The sequence below is a fragment of the Caldimonas thermodepolymerans genome (genome assembly GCF_015476235.1).
Classification (GTDB): Bacteria; Pseudomonadota; Gammaproteobacteria; order Burkholderiales; family Burkholderiaceae_C; genus Caldimonas; species Caldimonas thermodepolymerans.
This window is the reverse complement of record NZ_CP064338.1, coordinates 1,182,678-1,209,112: the sequence shown is the minus strand read 5'-3', so window position 1 is coordinate 1,209,112 and position 26,435 is coordinate 1,182,678. Positions and strand designations below refer to the sequence as shown.

Genomic DNA, 26,435 nt, shown 5'->3' with positions numbered 1-26,435 from the left:
AGCCGATGCTAGGCAGCGCGTGTGACGCACCGGTGTCAGTCGCATGACGCGATCGTGACGCGCTCAGGCCCCCTTGCAGGGGCGGCCACGGCATCCGGGCCGGCGCACGAGGCGCGGCCTGCCCCCTTCACTTCACCTTGCCCAGCGCTCGCAGGATCTTCTCGGGGGTGATGGGCTGCGAGTGCACGTGCGCACCGAACGGGGCCAGCGCGTCGTTGATCGCGTTCATCACGGCCGCCGGCGCCCCCGCGGTGCCGGCCTCGCCGGCCCCCTTGGCACCCAGGCGCGAGCTGCGCGTGGGCGTCATCACGTGGGCGACCTCGATGTCGGGCATCTCGGCGGCCATCGGCACCAGGTAGTCGGCCATGTTGGCGTTGAGCATCTGCCCCTGCTCGTCGTAGAGGCACTCCTCGTACAGCGCGCCGCCGATGCCCTGCACGATCGCGCCGCGCATCTGCTCGTCGACCAGCATCGGGTTCAGCACCCGCCCGCAGTCCTCCACCGCCCAGTGCTTGAGCAGCGTCACGAACCCGGTGTCCGGGTCCACCTCGACGTAGGAGGCCTGCACGCCGTTGGTGAAGATGAACGGGTAGTCGCGCTGCGCGTAGTGGCGCGTGACCATCAGCTCGGGCGTGAAGCCCTGCGGCAGCGTGTCGGTGCGGAAGTAGGCGATGCGGCCGACCTCCGACAGCGGCAGCAGCGCCTCGCCGGTGACGGCGTCGACCACCTGGCCGCGGTGCAGGCCGAGCTGCCCCGCCTCGCGGTTCAGGATCACCGCCGCGGTCTTGAGGATGTTCCCGCGCAGCGCCTGGCCGGCCAGCAGCACCGCCTCGCCGCCGATGCCCGCGCCGCGCGAGGCCCAGGTGCCGCCGCCGTAGGGCGTCACGTCGGTGTCGCCGGTGATCACGCGCACCTGGTCGATGTCCACCCCGACCGCGTCGGCCGCGATCTGGCGGTAGATCGCCTCGGTGCCCTGCCCCTGCTCGCCCACGCCGACCAGCACGGTGACGTGGCCTTCGGGGTTGAGCCGCACGGTCGCGCCGTCCTGCGACGCGATGCGCGCGCCGCCGATGCCGTAGAACGCTGCGCTCGGGTTGGTCAGCTCGATCACGGTGGCCAGGCCGATGCCGCGCCAGATGCCCTGCTTGCGCAGCGCCGCCTGCTCGGCGCGCAGCGCGTCGTAGTTCATCATCTCGCGCAGCTTGCGCAGGCAGGCCTCGTGCGACAGCACCTCGAGCTTGATCCCCGAGGCGCCGGTGGCCGGGTAGGCATCGTCCGGGATCACGTTCCTCGCGCGGATCTCCAGCGGGTCCATGCCGATGCGCTGCGCGGCCAGGTCCACCAGCCCTTCGGTCACCGCGCAGGCGATCGGGTGGCCCACGCCGCGGTACTGGCAGGTGGGCGTCTTGTTCTGGAACACCACGTGCAGCTGCGCGCGGTAGTGCTGGTGCCGGTAAGGCCCGCCGACCAGGTTGACCACCTGGTTGCCCTCGATCGCGCTGGTGCGCGGGAACATCGAGTACGGCCCGATGCCGGTGAGGTCGTCGATCTCGAAGCCGAGGATCTCCCCGTCGCGGTTGACCGCGATGCGCCCCTTGACGCGGTGGTGCCGCGCGTGGATGTCGCTGGTGAAGCTCTCCAGCCGGTCGGCGACGAACTTCACCGGGCGCCCCAGCAGCATGGACAGCGCGACGGTGGCGAAGTCGTCCGGGTAGGCGTGCACCTTCACGCCGAACGAGCCGCCGACGTCCTTGCAGATCACGCGTACCGCGTGCGCCGGCAGGTCGAACTGCCGCGCGTACAGGTCCTGCATCATGTGCGGCGCCTGGCACGAGTGGTAGACCGTCAGGCGCTGCTCGGCCGGCTGCCAGTGCGCGATCTGCGAGCGCGGCTCCAGCGTCACGCCGGTGTGGCGGCCGAACTCGAAGGTGGTCTCGGCCACCACGTCGGCCTCGGCGAACACGCGGTCCACCTCGCCGACGTCCAGCCGGCGGCTGAAGCAGACGTTGTCGCCCAGCTCGGGATGGATGACCGGCTCGTCCGGGGCCAGCGCGCGCTCCATCTCCACGGTCAGCGGCAGTTCCTCCCAGTCGACCACCAGGTGCTGCAGCGCGTCCTCGGCCTGCGCGCGCGTCTCGGCCACCACCGCGACCACCGGCTCGCCCTGCCAGCAGGCGCGCTCCACCGCCAGCGGGTATTGCGGGGCGGACTTCATGCCGGTCAGGTGCCCGAGCACCGCGACCCAGGGCTTGCACACCTTGGCCAGGTCCTGCCCGGTGGCCACCATCAGCACGCCCGGCATCGAGCGCGCGATGCGGTCGTCGATGCCCTTGATGCGCATGTGCGCGACCGGGCTGCGCCAGTACACCACGTGCGCCAGGCGCGGCAGCTCGATGTCGTCGACGTACTGCCCCTGCCCCTGCGTCAGGCGTTCGATGCCGTGGCGCGGCAGGCGCGCGCCGATGTAGCGCGGGTCCTCGGTGACCGGCGCGATCGGCGGCGTGGACTCGACCCCGGGCTCCAGGTTGACGACGTCGCGCTTCATGAGCGTGCCTCCTTGCGCTGGTGCAGCACGTCGCACACCGCGTCGACGATGGCGTGGTAGCCGGTGCAGCGGCAGTAATTGCCGGAAATCCATTCGCGCACCTCGGCGCGCGTCGCCTCGGGCCGGGTCTCGACCAGTTCCTTGGCCGCCATCAGCATGCCGGGCGTGCAGAACCCGCACTGCAGCGCGTTGTGCGCGACGAAGGCCTGCTGCAGGTCGCGGATCACGCCCGACTCGCTGACGCCCTCGATGGTCTGCACCTGCGCGCCGTCGGCCTGCACGGCCAGCGTCAGGCAACCGCGCACGATGCGGCCGTCCAGCTCGACGGTGCAGGCGCCGCAGACGCCATGCTCGCAGCCCAGGTGGCTGCCCTTGAGGCCGAGCTCGTCGCGCAGGAAGTCGACCAGGTGCGTGCGCGGTTCGACCTGGCAACGGTGCGGGCGCCCGTTGACGGTGACCTGGATGGTGCGGGTGTCTGCCATGGAATCAGCCTTCGGAATCGCGGCGCGCACAGGCCAGCAGGCGCTGCAGCAGCACGCCGGCCAGGTGGCGCTTGGTCTCGCTGGAATGGGTGAGGTCGGGCAGCGGCTCGATCTCGGCGCGCAGGCTGGCCGCGGCCATCGCCAGCGTCGCGTCGTCGGGCTCGCGGCCCTCGAGCAGCTCCTCGGTGCGGCGCGCACGCCACGGCGTCGCGGCCACGCCCATGAAGGCCAGCCGCACCGAGGCCAACGCCGCGCCGCGGCGCTGTGCGGTGGCGGCCAGCCCCACGACCGCATAGTCGCCGTGCCGGCGCGCCAGCTGCGTCATGCCCTGCCACTGGCCTTCGCGGGCCACGGGCACCTCGCCGGCGATGACGATCTCGTCCGGCGCCAGCGCCGTGGTGTACAGCCCGAGGAAGAAGTCGTCGGCCGCGATGCGGCGCACGCCGCCCGGCCCCTGCACCACCACCGTGCCGCCCAGCGCGAGCAGGCAGGCCGGCCATTCGGCGGCCGGGTCGGCATAGGCCAGCGATCCGCCCCAGGTGCCGCGGTTGCGGATCGCCCGGTGGGCGATGTGCGGTGCCGCCTGGGCCAGGAGCGGTGCATGGCGCGCCACCAGCTCGCTGCGCTCGATCTCCGCATGCGTGACGAGCGCGCCGATGCGCAGCACCTCGCCCTGCCGCTCGATGCCCCGCAGCGCCGCCAGGCCGTTGATGTCGATCAGCAGCGCCGGCTCGGACAGGCGCATGTTGAGCGTGGCCAGCAGGGTCTGCCCTCCGGCCAACACGCGCGCGTCGTCCCCGTGCTGCTGCAGCAGCTCGATCACCTGCGCGACCGAGTCCGCCTTCACATAGTCGAACGCAGCTGCCTTCACGTTCCTCTCCTTGGCCTGGCCTCAGCCGAACAGCGTCGCGCCCAGCCACACGCCGATGGCGGTGGACAGCACGCCCATGGCGAACCACAGCACGCGCACCCCTTCGGAGGCCGGCGTCGTGGACGGCGCCGCCAAGGCGGCCGGCACCGCGGCGGCCGCAGGGCCCGGCGCGGGCAAGGCGGCGGCCTCGGGCGCCGCGGGCGCGGCGTCCACGGCAGGAGCCGGTGCCGCCAGTTCGGCCGCCGGCGGCTGGAACTCGCGGCGCAGCGCCTGGAAGAACTGGTCGGCCATCTGCATCGCAGCCGCATCGATCAGCCGGCCGCCCACCTGCCCGAGCTTGCCGCCCACCGTGGCCTGCGCGGTGTAGCTCACCCGCGTGCCTTCGGGGTCGTCCGACAGCTGCAGCGTGGACTGGCCGCGCGCCATGCCGGCCGCGCCGCCGGAGCCCTCGAACTGCAGCGTGCATCCCTCGCCGGGGCGTACGTCGAGCAGGCGCACGTGGCCGGTGAAGCGCGCGCGCACCGGCCCCACCTTCACAGCCACCCGGGCACGGCGCTCGGTCTCGCCGAGCGCCTCCATTTCCTCGCAGCCGGGGATGCAGCGCGCCAGCACCGCCGTGTCGTTGAGGGCATTCCAGACCTGGTCGCGCGGGGCCGCGACGAGGACGTCTCCGTTCAGTTCCATCCGGTGCAGCACCCGGGTTTTCACGGGTGCACTTGTTTACCAATCGTTCAACAATGCTATGGCTCATTGACCCGTTGGTAAATAGAGTGCCCATCCTGAAAAACCCTGAACCCTCGAAGCCCGGCCGCCGCAAGGCCGAGGCGGCGCCCGCCCCTGCGCGCCGGCGTCTGAGCGTGTCGGAGCGCGAGCGCCAGATCGTCGACGGCGCGATCCAGTTCTTCGCGGAAAACGGGCTGGGCGGGCAGCTGCGCGACCTGGCCAAGAGCATCGGCGTCACGCACGCCCTGCTCTACCACTACTTCCCCACCAAGCAGGCGCTGATCGACCGGGTCTACGTGGAGGTGTTCGAAGGCCGCTGGCGCGACAGCTGGGAGCAGGTGCTCGACGACCCGCGCATGGACATCGAGGACAAGCTCACCGCGTTCTACACGGACTACGTGAACAACGGGCTGTCACGCGAGTTCGTGCGCATCCTGATGTTCTCGGGCCTGATGGACCACACCATCACCGACCGCTTCTTCGCGATGCTGCGCGACCGCCTGTTCCCGCGCCTGATCCGCGAGACGCGGCGCTTCCGCGGCAGCACCTCGCGTGCACGCCCCAGCGAACGCGAGCTGGAGCTGCTGATGGGACTGCACGGCGGCATGTACTACATCGCGATCCGGCGCTGGATCTACGGCCAGGACGTGCACAGCGAGGCGATGCACGAGACCTGCGACGAAGCCCTGGTGCGCGACCGCGTGCGCAGCTACCTGACGAGCAGCCGCGAGCTGTTCGCCGACGAACGGCCGGCACGCGCGCCGCGCACCGCGACCGGATCGTCATCCCGGAAAAGAACCAAAGCGTAGGGAGTCCGTTCCGAGAGGAGCCTCAGACCCCGGCACACGGGGCCACCGGCACGACACACCAAAGGAGACAAGACCATGAAACTCACGCACCGCGCCAAGCACTGCCTGCTGGCCCTGGGCCTGGGGCTGGCCGCCACGTCCGCCCTGGCCCAGCAACGCATCAACGTCAACATCGGCTCGAGCCACCCGACCACCAACATCTGGGCCTACGCGATGAAGGAGGTGTTCCAGCCCGAGGTGGACCGCATCCTCAAGGCAGCCGGCGGCAAGTACGAGATCCGCTGGCGCGAGGCCTACGGCGGCACGCTGTACAAGTTCACCGACACCCGCGCCGCGGTGAAGGACGGCATCGTCGACGTCGGCATGGTCGGCACGCTGTGGGAGAACTCGGCGATGCCGCTGCAGAACGTCACCTACTTCACGCCGTTCGCCACCACCAACCACGAGCTGCTGATCGAGATCTTCGACAAGCTCAACACGACGGTGCCGGCACTGCGTGACAGCTGGGCCGCGCAGAACATGGTGCCGCTGTCGTCGCTGATCACCGACAGCTACGACATCTACGCCACGTTCCCGATCCGCACGATGGCCGATCTCCAGAACAAGAAGATCAACGCCCCGGGCACCTCGGCGAACTGGCTCAACGGCACCGGCGCGACCCCGGTCGACGGCGCGCTGACCACCTACTACACCAACATCCAGACCGGCGTGACCCAGGGCGCGCTGTCGTTCGCCAGCGGCATCGGCCCGGCACGCGTCTACGAGGTCGCCAAGCACCTGACGCGCATCGACATCGGCTCGATGTACTTCGGCGCGGTGGCAGTCAACAAGCGGTTCTTCGAGCGCCTGCCCAAGGAAGTGCAGGACGCCTTCGTCCAGGCCGGCCGCGCCACCTCCAAGGCGCACGGCGAGCACGTGACCAAGGTCGCCAACGCCGCGATGGAGACCATGAAGGCTGCCGGCCTGCAGCTCTCGGACCTGTCTGCCGAGGAGAAGCAGAAGTGGGTCAAGAGCCTGCCCAACATCGTGCAGCCCTGGCTGCAGGCCACCGGCGAGAACGGCAAGGCGGTGCTCAAGGCCTACTTCGACGAACTGCGCGCCCGTGGCGTGAAGCCGCTGCGCGACTGGGACCGCGAGAACCTGTGACCGGACTGTGAGGGCCGGCCGCGCCACGGGCGCGGCGGCCGTCTGCGGAGTGCAACGTGCAAGAGTCTTCCCATCCGGGCCGCTCCCACCCGCTGCAGCGCGTGGCGCGCGTGCTGGCCGCGATCGGCACGGTCTGGATCTTCGTGCTGATGCTGGTCGTGGTGGCCGACGTGGCCGGGCGCAACTTCCTGGACCGCCCGATCACCGGCGTGGCCGAGTTCGCGGCTCGCTCGGTCGCTTCCATCGTGTTCCTGCAGCTGGCCGCGGCGATCTGCTCCGGCCGCATGACGCGCAGCGACTTCCTGCTGCGCCTGATCGGCGCGCGCTCGCGCACCGCCCTGCGCGTGCTGGAGGTGGGCAACGCGGCGCTGGGCGCGCTGCTGTTCCTGGCGCTGGCCTTCATGGCCTGGCCGGAGCTCGCGCAGTCGTGGCAGGAGCATGAGTTCATCGGCGTGCAGGGCGTCTACACCGTGGCCGCCTGGCCGTTTCGCGCCCTCATCGTGCTGGGCGCGCTGATCGCGGCGCTCGCATATGCGCTGCAGCTGCCGGCGCTGTGGCGCGGCGAGTTCGAGCAGGGAGATCCCGCATGAGCGACCTGAGCCTGGGTGCGCTGCTGATCGGCGCGCTGGTCGTGCTGGTGCTGCTGGGCATCCACATCGCCGTCGCGCTGATCGGCATCGGCTTCATCGGCATCTGGCTGGTGCGCGAGGACGTGCAGATGGCCATGCGGCTGCTGTACCTGTCGGCCTACAACGGCGTGGCCGACTACATCTTCGCGACCATCCCGCTGTTCGTGTTGATGGGCCTGCTGGTGTCGGTCTCGAACGTCGGCAAGGACACCTTCGACGTGGCCGAGTCGCTGCTGCGCCGGCTGCGCGGCGGACTGGGCGTGGCCACTGTCGCGGCCAACACGGTGTTCGCGGCGGTCACCGGCGTGTCGATCGCCTCGGCCGCGGTGTTCACCCGCGTGGCGGTGCCGGAGATGGTGCGCCACGGCTACCGCACCGCCTTCGCGGCGGGTACCGTGGCCGGCAGTTCGGTGCTGGGCATGATGATCCCGCCGAGCCTGCTGATGATCATCTACGGCGTGCTCGCCGAGCAGTCGATCGGCACGCTGTTCATCGCCGGCATCATCCCGGGCTTCCTGCTCGCGGCGATGTTCGTCGTCACCATCGTCGCGCTGGCCACGTTCCGCCCGCAGCTGGTCTACGACCTGCGGCGGCGCGAGGCGGCCGACATGCAGCGCCGCCTGGTGCCTGCCCTGGGCAGCGGAGAGATCGCACGCAAGCTGGTGCCCATCGTCGCGCTGGTGGTGCTGGTGCTGGGCGGCCTGTACACCGGCTTCTTCACGCCCACCGAAGCCGGCGGCATCGGCGCCTTCGGCGCGCTGCTGGTGGCGCTGGCGCGGCGCAGCCTGGGCGAAGGCCGGATGTGGCGCGTGCTGCACGAGACCGGCAGCGTCTCGGTGACCATCCTGATCCTGCTGATCGCGGCCGGCTTCTACAGCCGCATGATGTCGGTGGCGGGCATTCCCGAGGCGATCAGCGCGCTGGTGCAGGACGCCGGGCTCGGGCCGTACGGGTTCCTCGCGATCTACGTCGTGATCCTGCTGTTCCTGGGCATGATCCTGGATTCCAGCTCCATCCTGCTGATCATGACCCCGGTGGCGGTGCCGATCGCCACCGACCTCGGCTTCAACCTGATCCAGTTCGGCGTGCTGACCGTGCTGGCGGTGGAGATGGGCCTGCTGACCCCGCCGTTCGGCATCTCGGTGTTCACGGTGAAGTCCACCCTGAACGATCCCGCGGTGTCGGTGGAATCGATCTTCGCCGGCTCCCTGCCCTACGTGGCCGCGATGCTGCTGGTGCTGGTGCTGGTGGCGCTGTTCCCGGCGCTGTCGCTCGCGCTGGTCTGACCGCAGGCCCCCCGACGGGAAGCGCCCGCGCCGGGACACCGGCACGGGCGTTCGTTCACTCGATCGGCGTGAGCTTGGCCACGCTCAGCGCCAGCCACTTCAGGCCGTGGCGGCCGAAGTTGATCTGCGCGCGCGCATCGTTGCCGCTGCCTTCGAGGGTGACGATCATCCCCTCGCCGAACTTGTTGTGGAACACCGACTGGCCCACGCGCAGCGCCACGCCGTCGGACGTGGCCACCCTGGGCTCGATCTTCGCCGGCGCCGCGCTCCATGGCGGTGTCGCCGGCGCGCTGCCCCAGCCGGACTGCGCGCCGCGCCCGCCGCCGAAGCCCTGCACCTTGGGCGTGATCCACTTCAGCGCGTGCTCGGGCAGCTCGTCGAAGAAGCGGCTGCGGATGTTGTAGCGGGTCTGCCCGTGCAGCATCCGGGTCTGGCTGTGGCTGAGGTAGAGCCGCTTGCGCGCGCGGGTGATCGCCACGTACATCAGGCGCCGCTCCTCCTCCAGCCCGTCGAAGTCCGACAGCGCGTTCTCGTGCGGGAACAGGCCTTCCTCGAGGCCGGTGATGAACACGCAGTCGAACTCCAGGCCCTTGGCCGCGTGCACCGTCATCAGCTGGATCGCGTCCTGCCCGGCCTGTGCCTGGTTGTCGCCGGCCTCCAGCGCGGCGTGCGTCAGGAACGCGGCCAGCGGCGAGATGATCTCGCCGGTCTCGGCGTCGGGCACGATGTCCGCCAGCGCCACGGCCGGCGGGTCGCCGTCGGCAATGGCGCCGGCCTGTTCGTCGATGGGCAGGGCCACCGCGTCCTTGCCGAAGCCCTCCTGGGTCACGAAGGCCTCGGCGGCGTTGACCAGTTCGTCCAGGTTCTCGAGCCGCTCTCGGCCTTCCTTCTCGTTGCGGTAGTAGTCCTGCAGCCCCGAGGCTTCCAGCACGTGCTCGATGATCTCGCGCAGCGTCAGCCCGCGGGTGGCCTCGCGCATCGCATCCACCAGCGCGTTGAAGGCCGCCAGGTTCGCGCCGCCCTTGCCGGCGACCGCACCCACGCTCTGGTAGAGGCTGCGGCCGCTGGTGCGCGCGGCGTCCTGCAGCTGCTCGAGCGTGCGCGCGCCGATGCCGCGCGTCGGGAAGTTGACCACGCGCAGGTAGCTGGTGTCGTCGTTCGGGTTCTCCAGCAGGCGCAGGTAGGCCAGCGCGTGCTTGATCTCGGCGCGCTCGAAGAAGCGCAGGCCGCCGTAGACGCGGTACGGGATCCCGGCGTTGAACAGCGTGCTCTCGAGCACGCGCGACTGGGCGTTGGATCGGTACAGGATCGCGATCTCGCTGCGCGGCGTGCCCTCGCGGTGCAGCTGCTGCGCCTCCTCCAGCACCCATTGCGCCTCGGCGAAGTCGCTGGTGGCCTCGTAGACCCGCACCGGCTCGCCCGGGCCGGCCTCGGTGCGCAGGTTCTTGCCCAGGCGACGGCGGTTGTGCGAGATCAGCTCGTTGGCCGCGTCGAGGATGTTGCCGTAGCTGCGGTAGTTGCGCTCCAGCTTGATGACGTGCTCGACGTGGAACTCGCGCTCGAAGTCGGACATGTTGCCGACCTGCGCGCCGCGAAACGCGTAGATGCTCTGGTCGTCGTCGCCTACCGCGAACACACTGTTGCCCGGGCCGGCGAACAGCTTCAGCCAGGCGTACTGCAAGCGGTTGGTGTCCTGGAACTCGTCGACCAGGATGTGGCGGAAGCGGTGCTGGTAGTGCTCGCGCAGCGCGGCGTTGTCGCGCATCAGCTCGTAGGTGCGCAGCAGCAGCTCGGCGAAGTCGACCACGCCCTCGCGCTGGCACTGGTCCTCGTAGGCCTGGTAGATCTCCACCAGCTTGCGCGTCTGTTCGTCGCGCACGCTCACGTCCCTGGGGCGCAGCCCCTCCTCCTTGCTGCCGGCGATGAACCAGGCCACCTGCTTGGGCACGTAGCGCTCCTCGTCCAGGTTCATCGCCTTGATGACGCGGCGCACTGCCGAGACCTGGTCCTGCGCGTCGAGGATCTGGAAGCTCTGCGGCAGGCCGGCCAGCTTCCAGTGCGCGCGCAGGAAGCGGTTGCACAAGCCGTGGAAGGTGCCGATCCACATGCCGCGCACCGGGATGGGCAGCATGGTGCCCAGGCGCGTGAGCATCTCCTTGGCCGCCTTGTTCGTGAAGGTGACGGCCATCACGCCGGCCGGCGACACCTGGCCGGTCTGCACCAGCCAGGCGATGCGGGTGGTCAGCACGCGGGTCTTGCCCGAGCCGGCGCCGGCCAGGATGAGGGCATGGCGCGCGGGCAGCGTGACCGCGGCGAGCTGTTCGGGGTTGAGGTGGCGCAGCAGGGGATTGCCGGACGCCGAGGCGTCGACCGGATCGGGCGTGTGCGGAGTCATTGGCGAATTCTAAGGAGCCCGCCACGCCGGCCACCGGCGCCGGCCCCGCCGGCAGGCGGGTCAGCGCCCGGCGCCTGCGGGTGCCGGCGGCGCTTCGGGCACTTCCCGCACCAGCGGCCAGAAGCACAGCAGCCCGATCACCGGGCCGGGCAGCAGCAGCCAGCCGACGCGGCTGCCCCAGTCGCCGATCCCGGCGGTGGCCCAGGTGATCGAGGCCACGGTGATCAGGAACCCGAGGCTGTTCTGGATCGCCAGCGCGCTGCCGACCAGGTCCGGCGGGCAGGCCCGGGCCGACAGCGCCGAGAACTGGGCCGAGTCGGCCACGACGGCCAGGCCCCACACCAGCAGCGCCAGCAGGCGCAGCGCCGCGCCCAGCGCATCGAGCAGCGGGTACAGGCAGCACATGGCCCCCGAGACCAGCAGGGCCGCGGCGGCCACCCGGGCGCTGCCCCAGCGCCGGCTCAGCAGGCCGCCCGCAATGCAGCCGGCCGCGCCGATGCCGATCACGCAGAAGGACAGCAGCGAGGTCAGCGCCGGCTGGGCCTGCGGCGCCAGCCCGCCGTCGCGCACCACCTGCGCGACCAGGAACGGCGTGACCGTCCAGAACGCATACAGCTCCCACATGTGGCCGAAGTAGCCGATCGCCGCGGTGCGGAAGCGCCGCACCCCAAAGGCCCTGAAGGCCGCCCCCCAGCGCAGCGCCGGGGCGGCCGCACGGCGTGCCAGGAACGGCCCGTCGCCCAGCATGCCCACCGCGGCCGCCGCCACCAGCGCCAGCGCCGAGGAGGTCAGCACCACCGCCTGCCAGGGCAGCTCGGCGCCGGCGGCCCGCACCGCATGCGGCAGGGCCGTGCCCAGCGTCAGCATGCCGACCAGCAGGCCCAGCGTCGCACCAGACGCACCCGGGGTCCAGCCGATGACCATCTTCATGCCCAGGGGGTAGATGCCCGCCAGGCACACGCCGACGAGGAAGCGCAGCACCAGCGCCTGCGCAAGGCTGCCGGCCAGGAGCGCGAACATCGCGTTGAAGGCCGCGCCCAGCAGGCAGGCGACCATGAAGATGCGGCTCGCCGCGAAGCGGTCGGCCAGGCCGGAGGCGGCCAGCGACAGCGTGCCCGCGATGAAGCCGAACTGCACGGCACTGGTGAGGTGGCCCAGCTCGGCGCTGCCGAGCTGCCAGACCCGCGCCAGGTCGTCGGCCGCACTGTTCGCGCTGAACCACAGGGAGGTCCCGAACAGCTGGGCGACGACGATGGTCGCAACGGGATGGCGGCGCAGCATGGCGTTCACGCGGCCCCGCCCCGTCGCCCGGACGCGGCACCGTCCCGCCTCGCCGGCCAGCCGGCGGGTCGTGCATCCGATGGCGGCCAGGCAGCGGGCATGCGGGCGTGCGGTGCGCGAAGACGCGGCCACTTTAGGCGCGGGCACCGGCGGCCGTCAACGCGGCCGGCCCCGGCGCGGGGCCGGCCGTTCAGCCCTCGTCGACCACCGTGCCCGGCGCCGCGGGCCCTTCGCGGCGGCCGAGCTGCAGGAAGATGCAGGCGGCCAGCACCGAGATCAGCCCCACCCCGACGAAGGTCGCGTGGAAGCTGCCCAGCACGGCGTCGCCGCCGGCGTTGAACGTCACGCCGCTGAACACCGACAGCAGCGCCGCGGCCACGGCCACGCCCAGGCTCATCGACAGCTGCATCACCACCGACAGCAGGCTGTTGCCGCCGCTGGCGGTGTCCGGACCCAGGTCGCCGAGCGTGAGCGTGTTCATCGCGGTGAACTGCAGCGAGTTGATGACGCCGAAGACGGCCAGCATCGCCAGCAGCAGGCCGTAGGGGGTGTCCGGCTTGACCAGCGCGAAGGCGGCGATCATCACCCCGAGCGCGACCGTGTTGCCCACCAGCACCGTGCGGTAGCCCAGGCGCTCGATGACGCGCTCGGCGAACAGCTTGCACAGCATCATGCCCGCGGCCATCGGGATCAGGCTCATGCCCGCATGCGACGGCGAGTAGCCCAGCCCCACCTGCAGGAACAGCGGCAGCAGGAAGGGCATCGCCCCGGTGCCCAGGCGCGAGAACAGGTTGCCGGCGATGCCGATCGCGAAGGTCGGGATGCGGAACAGCGCCAGGCTGAACAGCGGGTGCTCGGTGCGTGCCGCGTGCAGCCAGTAGCCCACCATCGCCGCCAGCCCGGCCACCAGCATCCACAGGGCCACCGCGCGGCCGATCGCATGCTCGCCCAGTCCCTGCAGTGCCAGCGTCACCAGCACCAGCCCGCACGAGAACAGCACGAAGCCGCCCAGGTCGAAGCGGCTCACCGCGTCCGGCCGCAGGTCGGGCATGTAGCGGCGCGCGGCGATCAGCCCGGCCAGCCCGACCGGCAGGTTGATCAGGAACACCCAGTGCCAGCTCGCGCCCTCGGTCAACCAGCCGCCCAGCGTCGGCCCGATCAGCGGCCCGAGCAGCCCGGGCAGCGTCACGAAGGTCATCACCTTGAGCAGCTCCTCGCGCGGGAAGCCGCGCAGGATGGCCAGCCGACCCACCGGCATCAGCAGCGCGCCGCCCACGCCCTGCACCACCCGCGCCGTCACCAGCAGCGGCAGCGAGGGCGACAGCGCGCACAGCAGCGAGCCCAGGCTGAACAGCGCGATCGCGGCCAGGAAGGCGCGGCGGGTGCCGAAGCGGTCGGCCAGCCAGCCCGAGGCCGGGATCAGCAGTGCCACCGTGAGCATGTAGGCGATCACCACCGACTGCATGCGCAGCGGGCTCTCGCCCAGGTCGTGGGCCATGCTGGGCAGCGCGGTGTTCAGGATGGTGCCGTCCAGCGTCTGCATGAACAGGGCCACGGCCACCAGCCAGGGCAGCGCGCGTCGGGTCGCGGGATCCAGGGGCATCGGGATGTACGGGGATGTCGGTGTCGGCGGGGCCACAGTCTCGCATCGCGTGGCCCGCGCTGCGGGCATTGTCGGACGTCCGGCCCGGTCTTGCCCGACCGGCTAGAATGCGCCACCGGGCCCAAATTTTGGTGTCCGGCCCTCGCACCCCCTTCCCCGCGACGCCGGTTCCACCAAGTCAAGCGCTCGCAGCCATTGGGTCGCGCACTGCTTCAACGCGCCACCCCGTGATCCCGTCCCACCGCTTCCTGGACGGACTGCAACGGAGCCTGGAACCATGGAAATCTTCGACTACGACAACATCCTGCTGTTGCCGCGCAAGTGCCGCGTGGAAAGCCGCAGCGAATGCGACCCCTCGGTGGAATTTGGCGGCCGCCGCTTCAAGCTGCCGGTCGTGCCGGCCAACATGAAGACGGTGGTGGACGAGTCCATCTGCGAGTGGCTCGCCGCCAACGGCTATTTCTACGTGATGCACCGCTTCGAGGTCGACAACCTCGCGTTCGCGAAGCGCATGCGCGAGCAGGGGCTGTTCGTCTCGATCAGCTCGGGCGTCAAGCCGCACGACTATGCCGTGATCGACCGCCTGGCGGCCGAGGGCGTGGGCGCGGACTACATCACCATCGACATCGCCCACGGCCACGCCGACAGCGTGCAGAAGATGATCGCCCACATCAAGCAGAAGCTGCCCGACACCTTCGTGATCGCCGGCAACGTGGGCACGCCCGAAGGCGTGATCGACCTGGAGAACTGGGGCGCGGACGCGACCAAGGTCGGCATCGGCCCGGGCAAGGTCTGCATCACCCGCCTGAAGACCGGCTTCGGCACCGGCGGCTGGCAGCTCTCGGCGCTCAAGTGGTGCGCCCGCGTGGCGACCAAGCCCATCATCGCCGACGGCGGCATCCGCGAGCATGGCGACATCGCCAAGAGCGTGCGCTTCGGCGCGACCATGGTGATGATCGGCTCGCTGTTCGCCGGCCACGAGGAATCGCCCGGCCGCACGGTCGAGGTCGACGGCAAGCTGTACAAGGAGTACTACGGCTCGGCCAGCGACTTCAACAAGGGCGAGTACAAGCACGTCGAGGGCAAGCGCATCCTCGAGCCGATCAAGGGCCGGCTGGCCGACACGCTGCGCGAGATGCAGGAAGACCTGCAGAGCTCGATCAGCTACGCCGGCGGCCGGGTGCTCGCCGACATCCGCAAGGTCAACTACGTGATCCTCGGCGGCGACAACGCCGGCGAACACCTGTTGATGTAAGTCAAGCAAAGTCCCGGGCGGCGGGCCGGCGGTCGGCAAAGCGGCGTGCTTCCTGCACACTTCGGGGGCCCAGACACGCAGGAGCTGCCCGGGATGTCCCTGACCCCCACCCCCGCCGATGCCCGCCGTCCCGCCGGGACGACCCGCCAGGACTGGCACCACCGCCCGGTGCACGAGGTGCTGGACGCGCACCGGACCAGCCCCGACGGCCTCGACGTCCCCGAGGCGCAGCGGCGCCTGCAGCAGCACGGCCCCAACCGCCTGCCCGAGCCGCCCCGCCCGCACCCGCTGCGCCGCTTCCTGGCGCAGTTCCACAACACCCTGATCTACTTCCTGCTCACCGCCGCGGTGGCGGCGGCGATCATGGGCCACTGGATCGACGCCACCGTGATCGTCGCGGTGGTCACGGTCAACGCGATCGTGGGCTTCCTGCAGGAAGGCAAGGCCGAGCAGGCACTGGCCGCGATCCGCAGCCTGATCTCGCCGCAGGCCCAGGTGCTGCGCGACGGCCGCCGCACCGCGGTGCCGGCGCACGAACTGGTGCCGGGCGACGTGGTACTGCTCGAGGCGGGCGACCGGGTCCCGGCCGACCTGCGGCTGATCAAGGCGCGCAACCTGCTGATCGACGAGGCGCTGCTGACCGGCGAATCGGTGGCCGCCGGCAAGGCCGAGCATCCGGTGGCCCCCGACGCGGCCCTGGGCGACCGGCGCTGCATGGCCTACTCGGGCAGCCTGGTGACGGCCGGCCAGGGCGCGGGCGTCGTGGTCGCCACCGGCGGCGCCACCGAGATCGGCCGCATCAGCGCGATGCTGCGCCACATCGACACCCTCACGACCCCGCTGCTGCAGCAGGTCAACCGCTTCGGCGCGCGCTTCACCTGGCTCTCCATCGGCGCCGCGGCGCTGCTGTACCTGTACGCGGTGCTGGTGCGCGACTACGGCTGGCTGGACGCGCTGATGGTGGTGGTGTCGCTGGCCGTCGGCGTGGTGCCCGAAGGACTGCCTGCGGTCATCAGCATCACGCTGGCGATCGGCGTGCAGCGCATGGCCGCGCGCAACGCGGTGATCCGCCGCCTGCCCGCGGTCGAGACGCTGGGCGCCACCTCGGTGATCTGCTCGGACAAGACCGGCACGCTCACGCGCAACGAGATGATGGTGCGCCGCCTGCTGGTCGACGACCACGAGCTGGAGATCGGCGGCGCCGGCTACGCCCCCGTCGGCGGGTGGACCCGCGCCAGTGGCGAGCCGGTGCCGCCCGGGGCGCTGCCGGCCACCGCGCGCGAGCTGGTGCGTGCCGGCGCGCTGTGCAACGACGCGATGCTGCGCGAGGCCGGCGGGCAGTGGCAGGTGGACGGCGACCCGATGGAAGGCGCGCTGCTGGCGCTGGCGATCAAGGCCGAGGAAGAGCCCGGCGCGCTGCGCGGCGAGGCCGGCCGGCTCGACGAGATCCCGTTCGACGCCCAGCACCGCTACATGGCCACGCTGCACCGCCACCCCGACGGCGGCGCGGTGCTGTATGTCAAGGGCGCGCCCGAGACCGTGATGTCGATGTGCAGCGTGCAGCTCTGCGACCACGGCGAGACCGCCTTCGACCCGGGGGCGTGGAGCGCGCGCATCGAGGGCTGCGCCGCCCACGGCGAGCGCGTGCTCGGCTTTGCGATGAAGCGGCTCGCTGAGGCGCCCGCCGCGCTGGACTTCGACGTGGTGCACGGGCTGACCTGGCTGGGGGCGGCCGGCTTCATCGACCCGCCGCGCGAGGAAGCCGTCGCCGCGGTGGCCGAATGCCGCAGCGCCCGCATCGACGTCAAGATGATCACCGGCGACCACGCGCAGACCGCCGCGGCGATCGCCAGGCAGCTGCAGCTGGCGCCCGATCCCACGGTGCGCACCGGGGCCCAGGTCGACGCGCTGAGCGACGAGGAGCTGCGCGACGTGGTGCGCGAGACCACCGTGTTCGCCCGTACCAGCCCCGAGCACAAGCTGCGCATCGTGCGCGCGCTGCAGGCGCAGGGCCACGTGGTCGCGATGACCGGCGACGGGGTCAACGACGCGCCGGCGCTCAAGCAGGCCGACGTCGGCGTCGCGATGGGCCGCAAGGGCACCGAGGCGGCCAAGGAAGCCGCCGAGATGGTGCTGCTGGACGACAACTTCCGCTCCATCGTCGACGCGGTGCACGAGGGCCGCGTCGTGTTCGACAACATCCGCAAGGTCATCGCCTGGACCGTGCCGACCAACGGCGGCGAGGTGCTGGCCATCATCGTCGCGCTGCTGCTCGGCCTGACGCTGCCGATGACGCCGGCGCAGATCCTCTGGATCAACCTGATCCTGACCGTCACGCTGGGCCTGGCGCTGGCCTTCGAGCCGGCCGAGCCGGGGGTGATGGCCCGCGCGCCGCGGCCGCGCGACGCCGCGCTGCTGTCGCCGTTCATGGTCTGGCGCTGCATCTTCGTCGCGGTGCTGTTCGTGATCGGCGTGCTGGGCATCTTCGGCTACGCCGGCTGGCGCGGCCACTCGCTCGAGCAGGCCCGCACGATGGTGGTCAACACCCTGGTGGTGTTCGAGATCTTCTACCTGTTCAACGTGCGCTACCTCCACGGCGGGTCGCTGACCTGGCAGGGCGTGCTCGGCACCCCGGCGGTGCTGATCGCCCTGGTGGTCGTGGTGGTCGCGCAGCTGGCGTTCACCTACGCCCCGACCATGCAGCGCTGGTTCGCCAGCGCCCCGGTGCCCTTCGTCGACGGCCTGGTGATCATCGCCGCGGGGGTGGCGCTGATGCTGGTGCTGGAGGCCGAAAAGGCCCTGCTGCGGCGCTGCCGGCTGTTCGACGAAGCGCGGGGTTGACGGGACGCCTAAAATTGCGGCATTCCAGACGGCGGCGTCCTCGTGGAACGCCGCCGTTCGTCATTCGCACATCCATCCATCCCCGGCACCATGTCCGAACTCGCGAAGTCCTTTGAACCGAAAGCCATCGAAGCGAAGTGGGGCCCCGAATGGGAGCGCCGCCGGCTGTACGAGCCGACGCTCGACGAGACCCGTCCCTCGTTCGCCATCCAGCTGCCGCCGCCCAACGTGACCGGCACGCTGCACATGGGCCACGCGTTCAACCAGACCGTGATGGACTCGCTGACGCGCTACCACCGCATGCGCGGGTTCAACACCCTGTGGGTGCCGGGCACCGACCACGCCGGCATCGCGACGCAGATCGTCGTCGAGCGCCAGCTGCAGGCGCAGGGCGTCTCGCGCCACGACCTGGGCCGCAAGAACTTCGTCGCCAAGGTCTGGGAGTGGAAGGAACAGTCCGGCTCGACCATCACCCAGCAGATCCGCCGCCTGGGCGCGTCGGTGGCCTGGGACCACGAATACTTCACGATGGACGAGAAGCTGTCCAAGGTCGTCACCGACACCTTCGTGCAGCTGTATGAACAGGGCCTGATCTACCGTGGCAAGCGCCTGGTCAACTGGGACCCGGTGCTGAAGTCCGCCGTCTCCGACCTGGAGGTCGAGAGCGAGGAGGAGGACGGCTCGCTGTGGCACATCCGCTACCCGCTGGCCGACGGCTCGGGCGAGCTGGTGGTCGCGACCACCCGTCCCGAGACCATGCTCGGCGACACCGCGGTGATGGTGCACCCCGAAGACGAGCGCTACCAGCGCTTCATCGGCAAGCAGGTGCAGCTGCCGCTGACCGGCCGCACCATCCCCGTGATCGCCGACGAGTACGTGGACCGCGAGTTCGGCACCGGCGTCGTGAAGGTCACGCCGGCGCACGACTTCAACGACTACGCGGTCGGCCAGCGCCACGGCCTGCCGATGATCAGCATCTTCACGCTGGACGCGAAGACCAACGACGAGGTGCCCGAGGCCTACCGCGGCCTGGACCGTTTCGACGCGCGCAAGAAGGTGGTCGCCGACCTGGAGGCCCAGGGCCTGCTGGTCGAGGTGAAGAAGCACAAGCTGATGGTGCCGCGCTGCGCGCGCACCGGCCAGATCGTCGAGCCCATGCTGACCGACCAATGGTTCGTCGCGATGACCAAGCCGGGCCCGGACGGCAAGTCCATCGCCCAGAAGGCCATCGAGGTGGTCGAGAACGGCTCGGTGAAGTTCGTGCCCGAGCAGTGGGTCAACACCTACAACCAGTGGATGAAGAACATCCAGGACTGGTGCATCTCGCGCCAGCTCTGGTGGGGCCACCAGATCCCGGCCTGGTACGGCACGAACGGCGAGATGTTCGTCGCCCGCAGCGAGGAGGAAGCGCGCGCCAAGGCGCAGGCGGCCGGCTACACCGGCGAGCTGACCCGCGACGAGGACGTGCTCGACACCTGGTATTCCTCGGCGCTGGTGCCGTTCTCGACGCTGGGCTGGCCCGCGCAGACCAAGGAGCTGGACCTGTTCCTGCCCTCCTCGGTGCTGGTCACCGGCTTCGACATCATCTTCTTCTGGGTCGCCCGGATGATCATGATGACGGTGCACTTCACCGGCAAGGTGCCGTTCCGCCACGTCTACATCCACGGCCTGGTGCGCGACTCGCAGGGCAAGAAGATGAGCAAGTCCGAGGGCAACGTGCTCGACCCGGTGGACCTCATCGACGGCATCGCGCTCGAGCCGCTGCTGGAAAAGCGCACCACCGGCCTGCGCAAGCCCGAGACCGCGCCCAAGGTGCGCGAGGCGACGAAGAAGGAATTCCCCGACGGCATCCCCGGCTACGGCGCCGACGCGCTGCGCTTCACCTTCGCGGCGCTGGCCACGCTGGGCCGCAACATCAACTTCGACAGCAAGCGCTGCGAGGGCTACCGCAACTTCTGCAACAAGCTCTGGAACGCCACCCGCTTCGTGCTGATGAACTGCGAGGGGCAGGACTGCGGCCTGAAGGAGCACACCAAGGAAGAATGCGCCGTCGGCGGACCGTTCCACGGCTACCTGAGCTTCAGCCCGGCGGACCGCTGGATCACCAGCGAGCTGCAGCGCGTCGAGGCCGCGGTCGAGCAGGGCTTTGCCGAATACCGCCTCGACAACGTCGCCAACGCGATCTACCAGTTCGTCTGGGACCAGTACTGCGACTGGTACCTGGAAATCGCCAAGGTGCAGCTGCAGACCGGCGATGCGGCCCAGCAGCGCGCCACGCGCCGCACGCTGATCCGCGTGCTGGAGACCGTACTGCGCCTGCTGCACCCGATCGCGCCCTTCATCACCGAGGAGCTGTGGCAGAAGGTCGCGCCGGTGGCCGGCCGCAAGGCTCCCGATTCGGACGACTCCATCATGCTGGCGCCCTACCCCAAGGCGCAGCTGGAGCGCGTCGACCCCAAGGCCGACGCGTGGATGGAGCGACTGAAGGCGCTGGTGGGCGCCTGCCGCAACCTGCGCGGCGAGATGAACCTGTCGCCGGCCACGCGCGTGCCGCTGTACGTGATCGGCGGCGCGGACTTCGTCAGCGAGGCGGCGCCGGTGCTGCAGGCGCTGGCCAAGCTCAGCGAGGTGAAGGTCTTCCACGACGAAGCAGAATTTGCCGCCGCCACCCGCCTGGCCCCCGTTTCGGTGCAGGGCCAGACGCGGCTGGCACTGCACGTGGAGATCGACGTGGCCGCCGAACGCGAGCGCCTCGCCAAGGAAATCAAGCGCCTGGAGACGGAAATCGCCAAAGCGCAAGCGAAGCTTGGTAACGAAAGTTTTGTCGCACGCGCTCCTGCTAACGTCGTGGAACAGGAGCGCGCGCGCCTGTCCGACTTCACTGCTACCCTCGCCCGGGTCCGCGATCAGCTCGCCCGGCTGGCTTGAAGCTTGCAGGGCAGGATCGCTCAGTTCCAGGAGGAAAAACCATGCATATCACCAAGGCCGTGTTCCCGGTGGCAGGACTCGGCACCCGATTCCTGCCTGCGACCAAGGCCCAACCGAAGGAAATGCTGCCGGTCGTCGACAAGCCGCTGATCCAGTACGCGGTGGAGGAAGCGTACGAGGCCGGCATCCGCGAGATGATCTTCGTCACCGGCCGCACCAAGCGTCCCATCGAGGATCATTTCGACATGGCCTACGAGCTGGAGACCGAGCTCGAGGCCGCCGGCAAGCACGAGCTGCTGAAGATCGTGCAGTCGATCAAGCCCGACGACATGGAATGCGTGTTCGTGCGCCAGCCCAAGATGCTGGGCCTGGGACACGCGGTGCTGTGCGCCGAACGCCTGGTCAACGGCCATCCGTTCGCGGTGATCCTGGCCGATGACCTGATGGTCGGCCAGCCGCCCATCATGAAGCAGATGGTCGACCAGTTCGCCGACTGGAAGGCCACCATCATCGCGGTGCAGGAAGTGCCGCCGGAGCACACCCGCCGCTACGGCATCGTCGCCGGCCACCAGGTCAACGACCGGCTGGTGGACGTGCAGGAAATCGTCGAGAAGCCCGCCCCCGAGGCCGCGCCGTCGCGCCTGGGCGTGGCGGGCCGCTACATCCTGACCTCCGGCATCTTCGACGAGATCCGTCGCCAGCCGCGCGGCGTGGGCGGCGAGATCCAGCTCACCGACGGCATCGCCGGGCTGCTGCGTCGCGAGAAGGTGTTTGCCTACCGCTATGAGGGCACGCGCTACGACTGCGGCAGCAAGGAAGGCTTCCTGCAGGCCACCGTCGAGCTGGCGCTGGCGCACCCGCAGCTGGGGGCCAGCTTCCGCGAATACCTGAAGAGCCTGGACCTGTAAGCCGCCCAGGCCTGCTGCACGCCGCCCCGCGGCGCCCGGGTCCACGACGGGGCCACGGGTCCGACATGCCGGGCGAGGGCAATGGGCCCCGCCGGGCGCCTTCAGCGGCGGCGCAGGATGTGGATGTATTCCTTGTCCAGGGTCTGCTGCTCGACCAGCTCGTTGCCGGTCTGCTTGGCGAAGGCCTGGAAATCGCGCACCGACCCCGGGTCGGTCGCGACGACCTTCAGCAGCTCGCCGCTCTGCATCTCGGCCAGCGCCTTCTTGGTCTTGAGGATGGGCAGCGGACAGTTCAGGCCGCGGGTGTCGAGTTCCTTGCTGATTTCCATGGGGACGTCCTTTGTACGCAAGGATTTTAGGCTGCCGACTCCGCGCGCGGGACGTCGATCCATTGCGGCTCGTAGCCGCGCGAGCGCAGCCACTGTGCCAGCATCACCCCCGTGCCGGAGCGCCAGCACTTGATCTCCTCGGGACGGAACAGCCGGTACTCGGCCAGTTCCGGCGACAGCACGATCTCGCCGTGCGCCAGCGCGTGGTAGGTGATGATGACCTGGTTCATGCGCTGGAAGTCGCACACCCCCTGCAGTGTCAGCTTCGAGACGGTCAGCGAGGTTTCCTCGTGGATCTCGCGCCGGATGCCGTCCTCGGGCGACTCGCCGGCCTCCATGAAGCCGGTGATCAGCGCGAACATGCGCCCGGTCCAGGCCGCGTTGCGGGCCAGCAGGATGCGGCCCTCGCGTTCGGGCATCTCGATGATGGCCGCCAGCACCGGCGTCGGGTTGTTCCAGTGCGTGTAGCCGCAGGCCACGCAGCGCAGGCGCTTGCGCTCGCCGCCGTCCTCGGGGAGCGTGAGCCACTGCAACGGCGTCGCGCAGCACGGGCAGAATCGGAATTCGCTCACCATGCACTCCGCAATCCAGTCCAGCCATCCTAACGGGGAACCGTCCCCGGCGCTGCCGGGACGATCCCGGCCCGTGACCAGCAACCAGGAGGGGCTCCATCCCCGGCTGGAAGCCACCGTGCGCAAGCACCTGGCCACGCCGTTCCGGCGCCCGCCCGCCCCCTACAGCCGGCAAGCCTACGCCGCGCTGGCCGCGCGCCTGGCCGCGCACGGCGGCCCGCTGGTGCTCGACAGCGCCTGCGGCACCGGCGAGAGCACCGCGGCGCTGGCGCTGCGGCATCCGCAGGCGCTGGTGGTGGGGGTGGACCAGTCGGCCGAGCGCATCGGCCGGGGCCTGCGCAAGCTGGGCGCCGGCCTGCCGCCCAACGCGCTGCTGCTGCGCGCCGACGTGACCGACCTGTGGGCGCTGCTGGTGCAGGACGGGGTGCGCCTGGCGCGGCATTACCTGCTCTACCCCAACCCCTGGCCCAAGGCCGAGCACCTGCAGCGGCGCTGGCACGGCCATCCGCGCCTGCGGGAACTGCTGGCGCTGGGCGGGCGCATCGAGCTGCGCACCAACTGGCGGCTGTACGCCGAGGAGTTCCAGGCCGCGCTGGCCTGGGCCGGCATCGCGTCGGAGATGGAAGCGGTGCGCGACGACGCGCCGCCGCTCACGCCGTTCGAACGCAAGTACCGCGCGAGCGGCCATGCGCTCGTGCGGCTGGTGGCTCAGGCGGGGAACACGCCGGTGGAGAGGTAGCGGTCGCCGCGGTCGCAGACGACGAACACGATGGTCGCGTTCTCGACCTGCTTGGCGATCTGCAGGGCCACCCAGCAGGCCCCGGCGGCCGAGATGCCCGCGAACAGGCCTTCCTCGGCGGCCAGGCGCCGCGCCATGTCCTCGGCATCGGCCTGGCTGACGTAGACCAGCTCGTCGACCCAGGTCGGGTCGTAGATCTTGGGCAGGTACTCCTCGGGCCACTTGCGGATGCCCGGGATGCGCGAGCCTTCGCTCGGCTGCGCGCCGATCACGCGCACGTCGGGGTTCTGTTCCTTCAGGTAGCGCGACACCCCGGTGATGGTGCCGGTGGTGCCCATCGCGCTGATGAAGTGCGTGACCCGGCCCTCGGTGTCGGCCCAGATCTCGGGGCCGGTGGTCTCGTAGTGGATGCGCGGGTTGTCCGGGTTGGCGAACTGGTCCAGCACCACGCCCTTGCCGTCCCGCTGCATCTGCTCGGCCAGGTCGCGGGCGTACTCCATGCCGCCGGCCTTGGGCGTGAGGATCAGCTCGGCACCGAAGGCCTTCATCGTCTGCGCCCGCTCGATCGACAGGTCCTCCGGCATGATCAGCAGCATGCGGTAGCCGCGCACGGCGGCGGCCATCGCCAGCGCGATGCCGGTGTTGCCCGAGGTCGCCTCGATCAGCGTGTCGCCCGGCTTGATCTGGCCGCGCTCCTCGGCGCGCCGGATCATGCTGATGGCCGGGCGGTCCTTCACCGAGCCGGCCGGGTTGTTGCCCTCCAGCTTGCCCAGGATCACGTTGCCGCGCTGCTCGTTCTCGGGACCGGGCAGCCGTTGCAGCTTGACCAGCGGGGTCTGGCCGATGACGTCTTCGATGGTTTTGTATCGGGGCATGTGAACTCGTTTCCCAGGGATGGCCTGCCCGCATTGTCGCAGCCTCGCGCCAAAGCGGTGGAGCGGCTGGAGTACCTTTGCGGCCGCCGGGGTGAGGCCGGCGCGGTCGACACGGGAAAGGGCGGCCGGCATCGCGGCAAGGCGCGGGGCCGCACGGCTGGTGCCCAGGGCCGGACTCGAACCGGCACGCCATCGCTGGCGAGGGATTTTGAGTCCCTTGCGTCTACCAATTTCGCCACCTGGGCAGGTGAAACGGAACGAGGCGCGATTATGTCATAGCAGCCCTGGCGCCAAGCCTGCGCACACCCTGCCGCAGCCGGCCACGGACGGGCCTTCCGGGCCTCGCAAGGCGCCGGCGGCGGCAGGTCCGGTTCGGGCATGCGCCGGTCCGATCAGACAGAGAAATTACATCGATATATGTCGCCGGCGAAAGGACGTTTCGCCCCGAACGGCCGCTGCGCCTCCATACCGAAACCCCATAACTGTGTTGCAGGCGCTGCGATTGCTGTAGCCCCGGCGCTCATGCATCCTTCGCCCGCACAAGAACAACCCACACGAGGAGACACTGCGGTGCGTCCTTGGTGCAGGTCGGCTCGCGCCGCCTTGCCCCGTCCCGGTCGCGCCGTGCTTCCCCCAACGGGGAAGCCTTCGCCGGCTTGCCGGCGAAAAAGCGTGACCGTCGCCGCAGGGCGCGGCCATGCGTTCCATGAACTCGAAAGACTAGGAGCTTGGCATGACCCGTGGGTCAACTTGGTATTACGTCATCCACTGGATAAGGTTCTACTTCGGCGCGCACCTGCTGTTTTCCGGCATCCGCTACGCCATGACCGGCTACGTGCCGGAGATTCCCGGCATCGGGGGCGAATGGGTCCAGGCCAACGCCAACATCTACCTCTACCAGGCCATCAAGTACCTGGAAATCGTCACCGGCGCGATGCTGTTCTTCAACCGCTTCCCGCTGCTCGGCCTGATCCTGGAATTCCCGGCCACCGTCAACATCTTCTGGCTGAACACCTTCATCGTCGGCGGCCCCGAAATGCCGCGCCAGCTGTTCACCGGCCCGCAGGAACTGTTCCTCAACGGCGTGCTGCTGCTGGCCTACAGCGGATGGATGTACGGCGCGATCCGGCCCAAGCTGGAGCCCCTGCCGATCTGGGACGGCGCCAAGGCCTACGTGCCCGAGCTGAAGGCCGGCACGCTCGACCCGCGCGGCTGAACCCGCAGCGACGCACGACCCTGCTGAACACGAAGTACGAAGGACAGCTGACTTATGACCAAGCAAAAATGGCTTGCCGTGGTGATCTGCGTGCTGCTGACCGCCGCGGCCTACATCGGCTCGACCGGCCTGTTCTACACCACGTTCCGGCCCATCCGCAACTACGACCTGGTGGCCTTCGCCGGCTCCTGGGCGGGCCTGATCTGGTACCTGATCCGCGACCGCAACATCAAGTGAGTCGCCGCGCACCGGCTGCCGTCCTGCAGTGACGGTGGCCCCGCCTCCGGCAACGGGCACCCTGGGTGCCCGTTTTTCATGGGCGGCCGCTCCCGCCCGGGGCAGTCGGCGGCTATCATCCCCGCTCTTGCCCTGCGGGGCACCTGACGCCGCGAGAGACGATGCCGCCCATTCCACCGATCATCAAGACGCTCCTGCTCATCAACGTCGCTGCGTTCTGCCTGCAGGCCATCGTGGGACCGGTGCTGATGCAGGCCCTGGCCCTGTGGCCGCTGCAAAGCGGGCTGTTCATGCCCTGGCAGGTGGTCACCTACGCGTTCCTGCACAGCAACATCGGCCACCTGTTCCTCAACATGCTGGGCCTGTGGATGTTCGGCAGCGAGCTGGAACGCCTGTGGGGCGACAAGCGCTTCATCCAGTTCTATGGCGCGAGCATCCTGACCGCCGCGGCGGCCCAGCTGCTGGTGACCTTCCTGGCCGGCTCGTTCGTGCCCACCATCGGCGCCTCGGGCGGCCTGTTCGGCCTGCTGCTGGCCTACGGCATGCTGTTCCCGAACCGCACCATCATGCCGCTGTTCCCGCCCATCCCGATGAAGGCCAAGGTGTTCGTCGCGGTCTACGGCGCGCTGGAACTGTTCTTCGGCGTGACCGGCACGGCCTCGGGCATCGCGCACTTCGCCCACCTGGGCGGCATGCTGGGCGGCTTCCTGATGATCCGCTACTGGCGCGGCCAGCCGCCGTTCAGCCGGCGCCGCCGCTTCTGAG

Annotated in this window: 22 protein-coding genes and 1 tRNA gene; 12 read left to right on the top strand and 11 right to left on the bottom strand. The window is 70.0% G+C overall.

Going from position 1 to position 26,435, the window contains the following annotated elements; all coding sequences use genetic code 11:
- Positions 1–127: 127 nt before the first annotated feature.
- Genes IS481_RS05785 through IS481_RS05770 form a run of 4 tightly spaced genes read right to left on the bottom strand, consistent with a single transcriptional unit; the run spans position 128 to position 4,606 of the window.
- Positions 128–2,545: a xanthine dehydrogenase family protein molybdopterin-binding subunit gene (locus tag IS481_RS05785; RefSeq protein ID WP_104357581.1), complete on the bottom strand. Its 2,418-nt coding sequence runs from the start codon at positions 2,543–2,545 to the stop codon at positions 128–130.
- Positions 2,542–3,027, bottom strand: coding sequence for a (2Fe-2S)-binding protein (locus IS481_RS05780; RefSeq protein WP_104357580.1), 486 nt, complete (start codon positions 3,025–3,027; stop codon positions 2,542–2,544). Before IS481_RS05780 ends, IS481_RS05785 begins: the two co-directional genes overlap by 4 nt.
- A gap of 4 nt (positions 3,028–3,031) precedes the next feature.
- Entirely contained in the window at positions 3,032–3,898 is an 867-nt protein-coding gene (locus IS481_RS05775; RefSeq protein ID WP_104357579.1) for an FAD binding domain-containing protein, read from the bottom strand.
- 21 nt (positions 3,899–3,919) lie between these two features.
- Positions 3,920–4,606, bottom strand: coding sequence for an SRPBCC family protein (locus IS481_RS05770; protein WP_232529473.1), 687 nt, complete (start codon positions 4,604–4,606; stop codon positions 3,920–3,922).
- A 62-nt stretch (positions 4,607–4,668) separates the two neighbouring features.
- Here IS481_RS05770 and IS481_RS05765 point away from each other — a divergent pair, with 62 nt between their 5' ends.
- The 4 genes from IS481_RS05765 to IS481_RS05750 all read left to right on the top strand — a co-directional run bounded on the left by IS481_RS05765 (position 4,669) and on the right by IS481_RS05750 (position 8,491).
- Positions 4,669–5,430 (top strand): TetR/AcrR family transcriptional regulator, encoded by a 762-nt coding sequence (locus tag IS481_RS05765; RefSeq protein WP_232529472.1) that lies wholly within the window; start codon positions 4,669–4,671, stop codon positions 5,428–5,430.
- Between the two features lie 75 nt (positions 5,431–5,505).
- Positions 5,506–6,576, top strand: a complete 1,071-nt coding sequence (locus IS481_RS05760) for a C4-dicarboxylate TRAP transporter substrate-binding protein (RefSeq protein WP_104357577.1) — start codon at positions 5,506–5,508, stop codon at positions 6,574–6,576.
- 56 nt (positions 6,577–6,632) lie between these two features.
- On the top strand, positions 6,633–7,166 hold the full coding sequence (locus IS481_RS05755; RefSeq protein ID WP_232529471.1) for a TRAP transporter small permease subunit: 534 nt from the start codon (positions 6,633–6,635) through the stop codon (positions 7,164–7,166).
- Positions 7,163–8,491, top strand: coding sequence for a TRAP transporter large permease (locus tag IS481_RS05750; protein WP_104357576.1), 1,329 nt, complete (start codon positions 7,163–7,165; stop codon positions 8,489–8,491). Before IS481_RS05755 ends, IS481_RS05750 begins: the two co-directional genes overlap by 4 nt.
- A gap of 55 nt (positions 8,492–8,546) precedes the next feature.
- Here the strand turns inward: IS481_RS05750 and IS481_RS05745 are convergent, their stop codons facing one another.
- The 3 genes from IS481_RS05745 to mdtD form a co-directional block, all read right to left on the bottom strand.
- Positions 8,547–10,886 carry a UvrD-helicase domain-containing protein gene (locus IS481_RS05745; RefSeq protein ID WP_104357575.1) on the bottom strand — a complete coding sequence of 780 codons (2,340 nt, stop codon included), beginning with the start codon at positions 10,884–10,886 and terminating at the stop codon, positions 8,547–8,549.
- Between the two features lie 60 nt (positions 10,887–10,946).
- Positions 10,947–12,167 carry an MFS transporter gene (locus IS481_RS05740; protein ID WP_194963354.1) on the bottom strand — a complete coding sequence of 407 codons (1,221 nt, stop codon included), beginning with the start codon at positions 12,165–12,167 and terminating at the stop codon, positions 10,947–10,949.
- A gap of 190 nt (positions 12,168–12,357) precedes the next feature.
- Positions 12,358–13,770 (bottom strand): multidrug transporter subunit MdtD, encoded by a 1,413-nt coding sequence (gene mdtD, locus IS481_RS05735; protein WP_104357574.1) that lies wholly within the window; start codon positions 13,768–13,770, stop codon positions 12,358–12,360.
- 277 nt (positions 13,771–14,047) lie between these two features.
- Here mdtD and IS481_RS05730 point away from each other — a divergent pair, with 277 nt between their 5' ends.
- The 4 genes from IS481_RS05730 (at position 14,048) to galU (ending at position 21,702) form a co-directional block, all read left to right on the top strand.
- Positions 14,048–15,025, top strand: coding sequence for a GMP reductase (locus IS481_RS05730; RefSeq protein ID WP_104357573.1), 978 nt, complete (start codon positions 14,048–14,050; stop codon positions 15,023–15,025).
- Between the two features lie 93 nt (positions 15,026–15,118).
- Positions 15,119–17,866, top strand: coding sequence for a cation-transporting P-type ATPase (locus tag IS481_RS05725; RefSeq protein WP_104357572.1), 2,748 nt, complete (start codon positions 15,119–15,121; stop codon positions 17,864–17,866).
- Positions 17,867–17,956: 90 nt separating this feature from the next.
- Entirely contained in the window at positions 17,957–20,794 is a 2,838-nt protein-coding gene (locus IS481_RS05720) for a valine--tRNA ligase (RefSeq protein ID WP_104357571.1), read from the top strand.
- Between the two features lie 41 nt (positions 20,795–20,835).
- The gene (galU, locus tag IS481_RS05715; RefSeq protein WP_104357570.1) at positions 20,836–21,702 is read left to right on the top strand and encodes a UTP--glucose-1-phosphate uridylyltransferase GalU; all 867 of its coding nucleotides are present in this window, start codon (positions 20,836–20,838) and stop codon (positions 21,700–21,702) included.
- A gap of 101 nt (positions 21,703–21,803) precedes the next feature.
- Here the strand turns inward: galU and IS481_RS05710 are convergent, their stop codons facing one another.
- Both IS481_RS05710 and IS481_RS05705 read right to left on the bottom strand, forming a co-directional pair.
- Positions 21,804–22,031, bottom strand: coding sequence for a sulfurtransferase TusA family protein (locus IS481_RS05710; protein WP_104357569.1), 228 nt, complete (start codon positions 22,029–22,031; stop codon positions 21,804–21,806).
- A 26-nt stretch (positions 22,032–22,057) separates the two neighbouring features.
- On the bottom strand, positions 22,058–22,606 hold the full coding sequence (locus tag IS481_RS05705) for an NUDIX domain-containing protein (protein ID WP_104357568.1): 549 nt from the start codon (positions 22,604–22,606) through the stop codon (positions 22,058–22,060).
- A gap of 70 nt (positions 22,607–22,676) precedes the next feature.
- On the opposite strand from IS481_RS05705, the gene trmB reads away from it, so the two are divergent.
- Positions 22,677–23,342 carry a tRNA (guanine(46)-N(7))-methyltransferase TrmB gene (gene trmB, locus IS481_RS05700; RefSeq protein WP_232529470.1) on the top strand — a complete coding sequence of 222 codons (666 nt, stop codon included), beginning with the start codon at positions 22,677–22,679 and terminating at the stop codon, positions 23,340–23,342.
- Here trmB and cysM read toward each other — a convergent pair.
- Both cysM and IS481_RS05690 read right to left on the bottom strand, forming a co-directional pair.
- A complete protein-coding gene (gene cysM / locus IS481_RS05695; RefSeq protein ID WP_104357566.1) occupies positions 23,312–24,217 on the bottom strand; it encodes a cysteine synthase CysM in 906 nt (301 codons plus the stop codon). The two genes, trmB and cysM, sit on opposite strands and share 31 nt — an antisense overlap.
- 158 nt (positions 24,218–24,375) lie before the next feature.
- Positions 24,376–24,462: transfer RNA gene (locus IS481_RS05690), tRNA-Leu, on the bottom strand.
- 488 nt (positions 24,463–24,950) lie between these two features.
- On the opposite strand from IS481_RS05690, the gene IS481_RS05685 reads away from it, so the two are divergent.
- From IS481_RS05685 to IS481_RS05675, 3 genes are all read left to right on the top strand, one after another.
- The gene (locus IS481_RS05685; protein ID WP_104357565.1) at positions 24,951–25,433 is read left to right on the top strand and encodes a hypothetical protein; all 483 of its coding nucleotides are present in this window, start codon (positions 24,951–24,953) and stop codon (positions 25,431–25,433) included.
- Positions 25,434–25,487: 54 nt separating this feature from the next.
- The gene (locus tag IS481_RS05680; RefSeq protein ID WP_104357564.1) at positions 25,488–25,670 is read left to right on the top strand and encodes a hypothetical protein; all 183 of its coding nucleotides are present in this window, start codon (positions 25,488–25,490) and stop codon (positions 25,668–25,670) included.
- A 161-nt stretch (positions 25,671–25,831) separates the two neighbouring features.
- Positions 25,832–26,434 (top strand): rhomboid family intramembrane serine protease, encoded by a 603-nt coding sequence (locus IS481_RS05675; RefSeq protein WP_104357563.1) that lies wholly within the window; start codon positions 25,832–25,834, stop codon positions 26,432–26,434.
- Position 26,435: the final 1 nt, after the last annotated feature.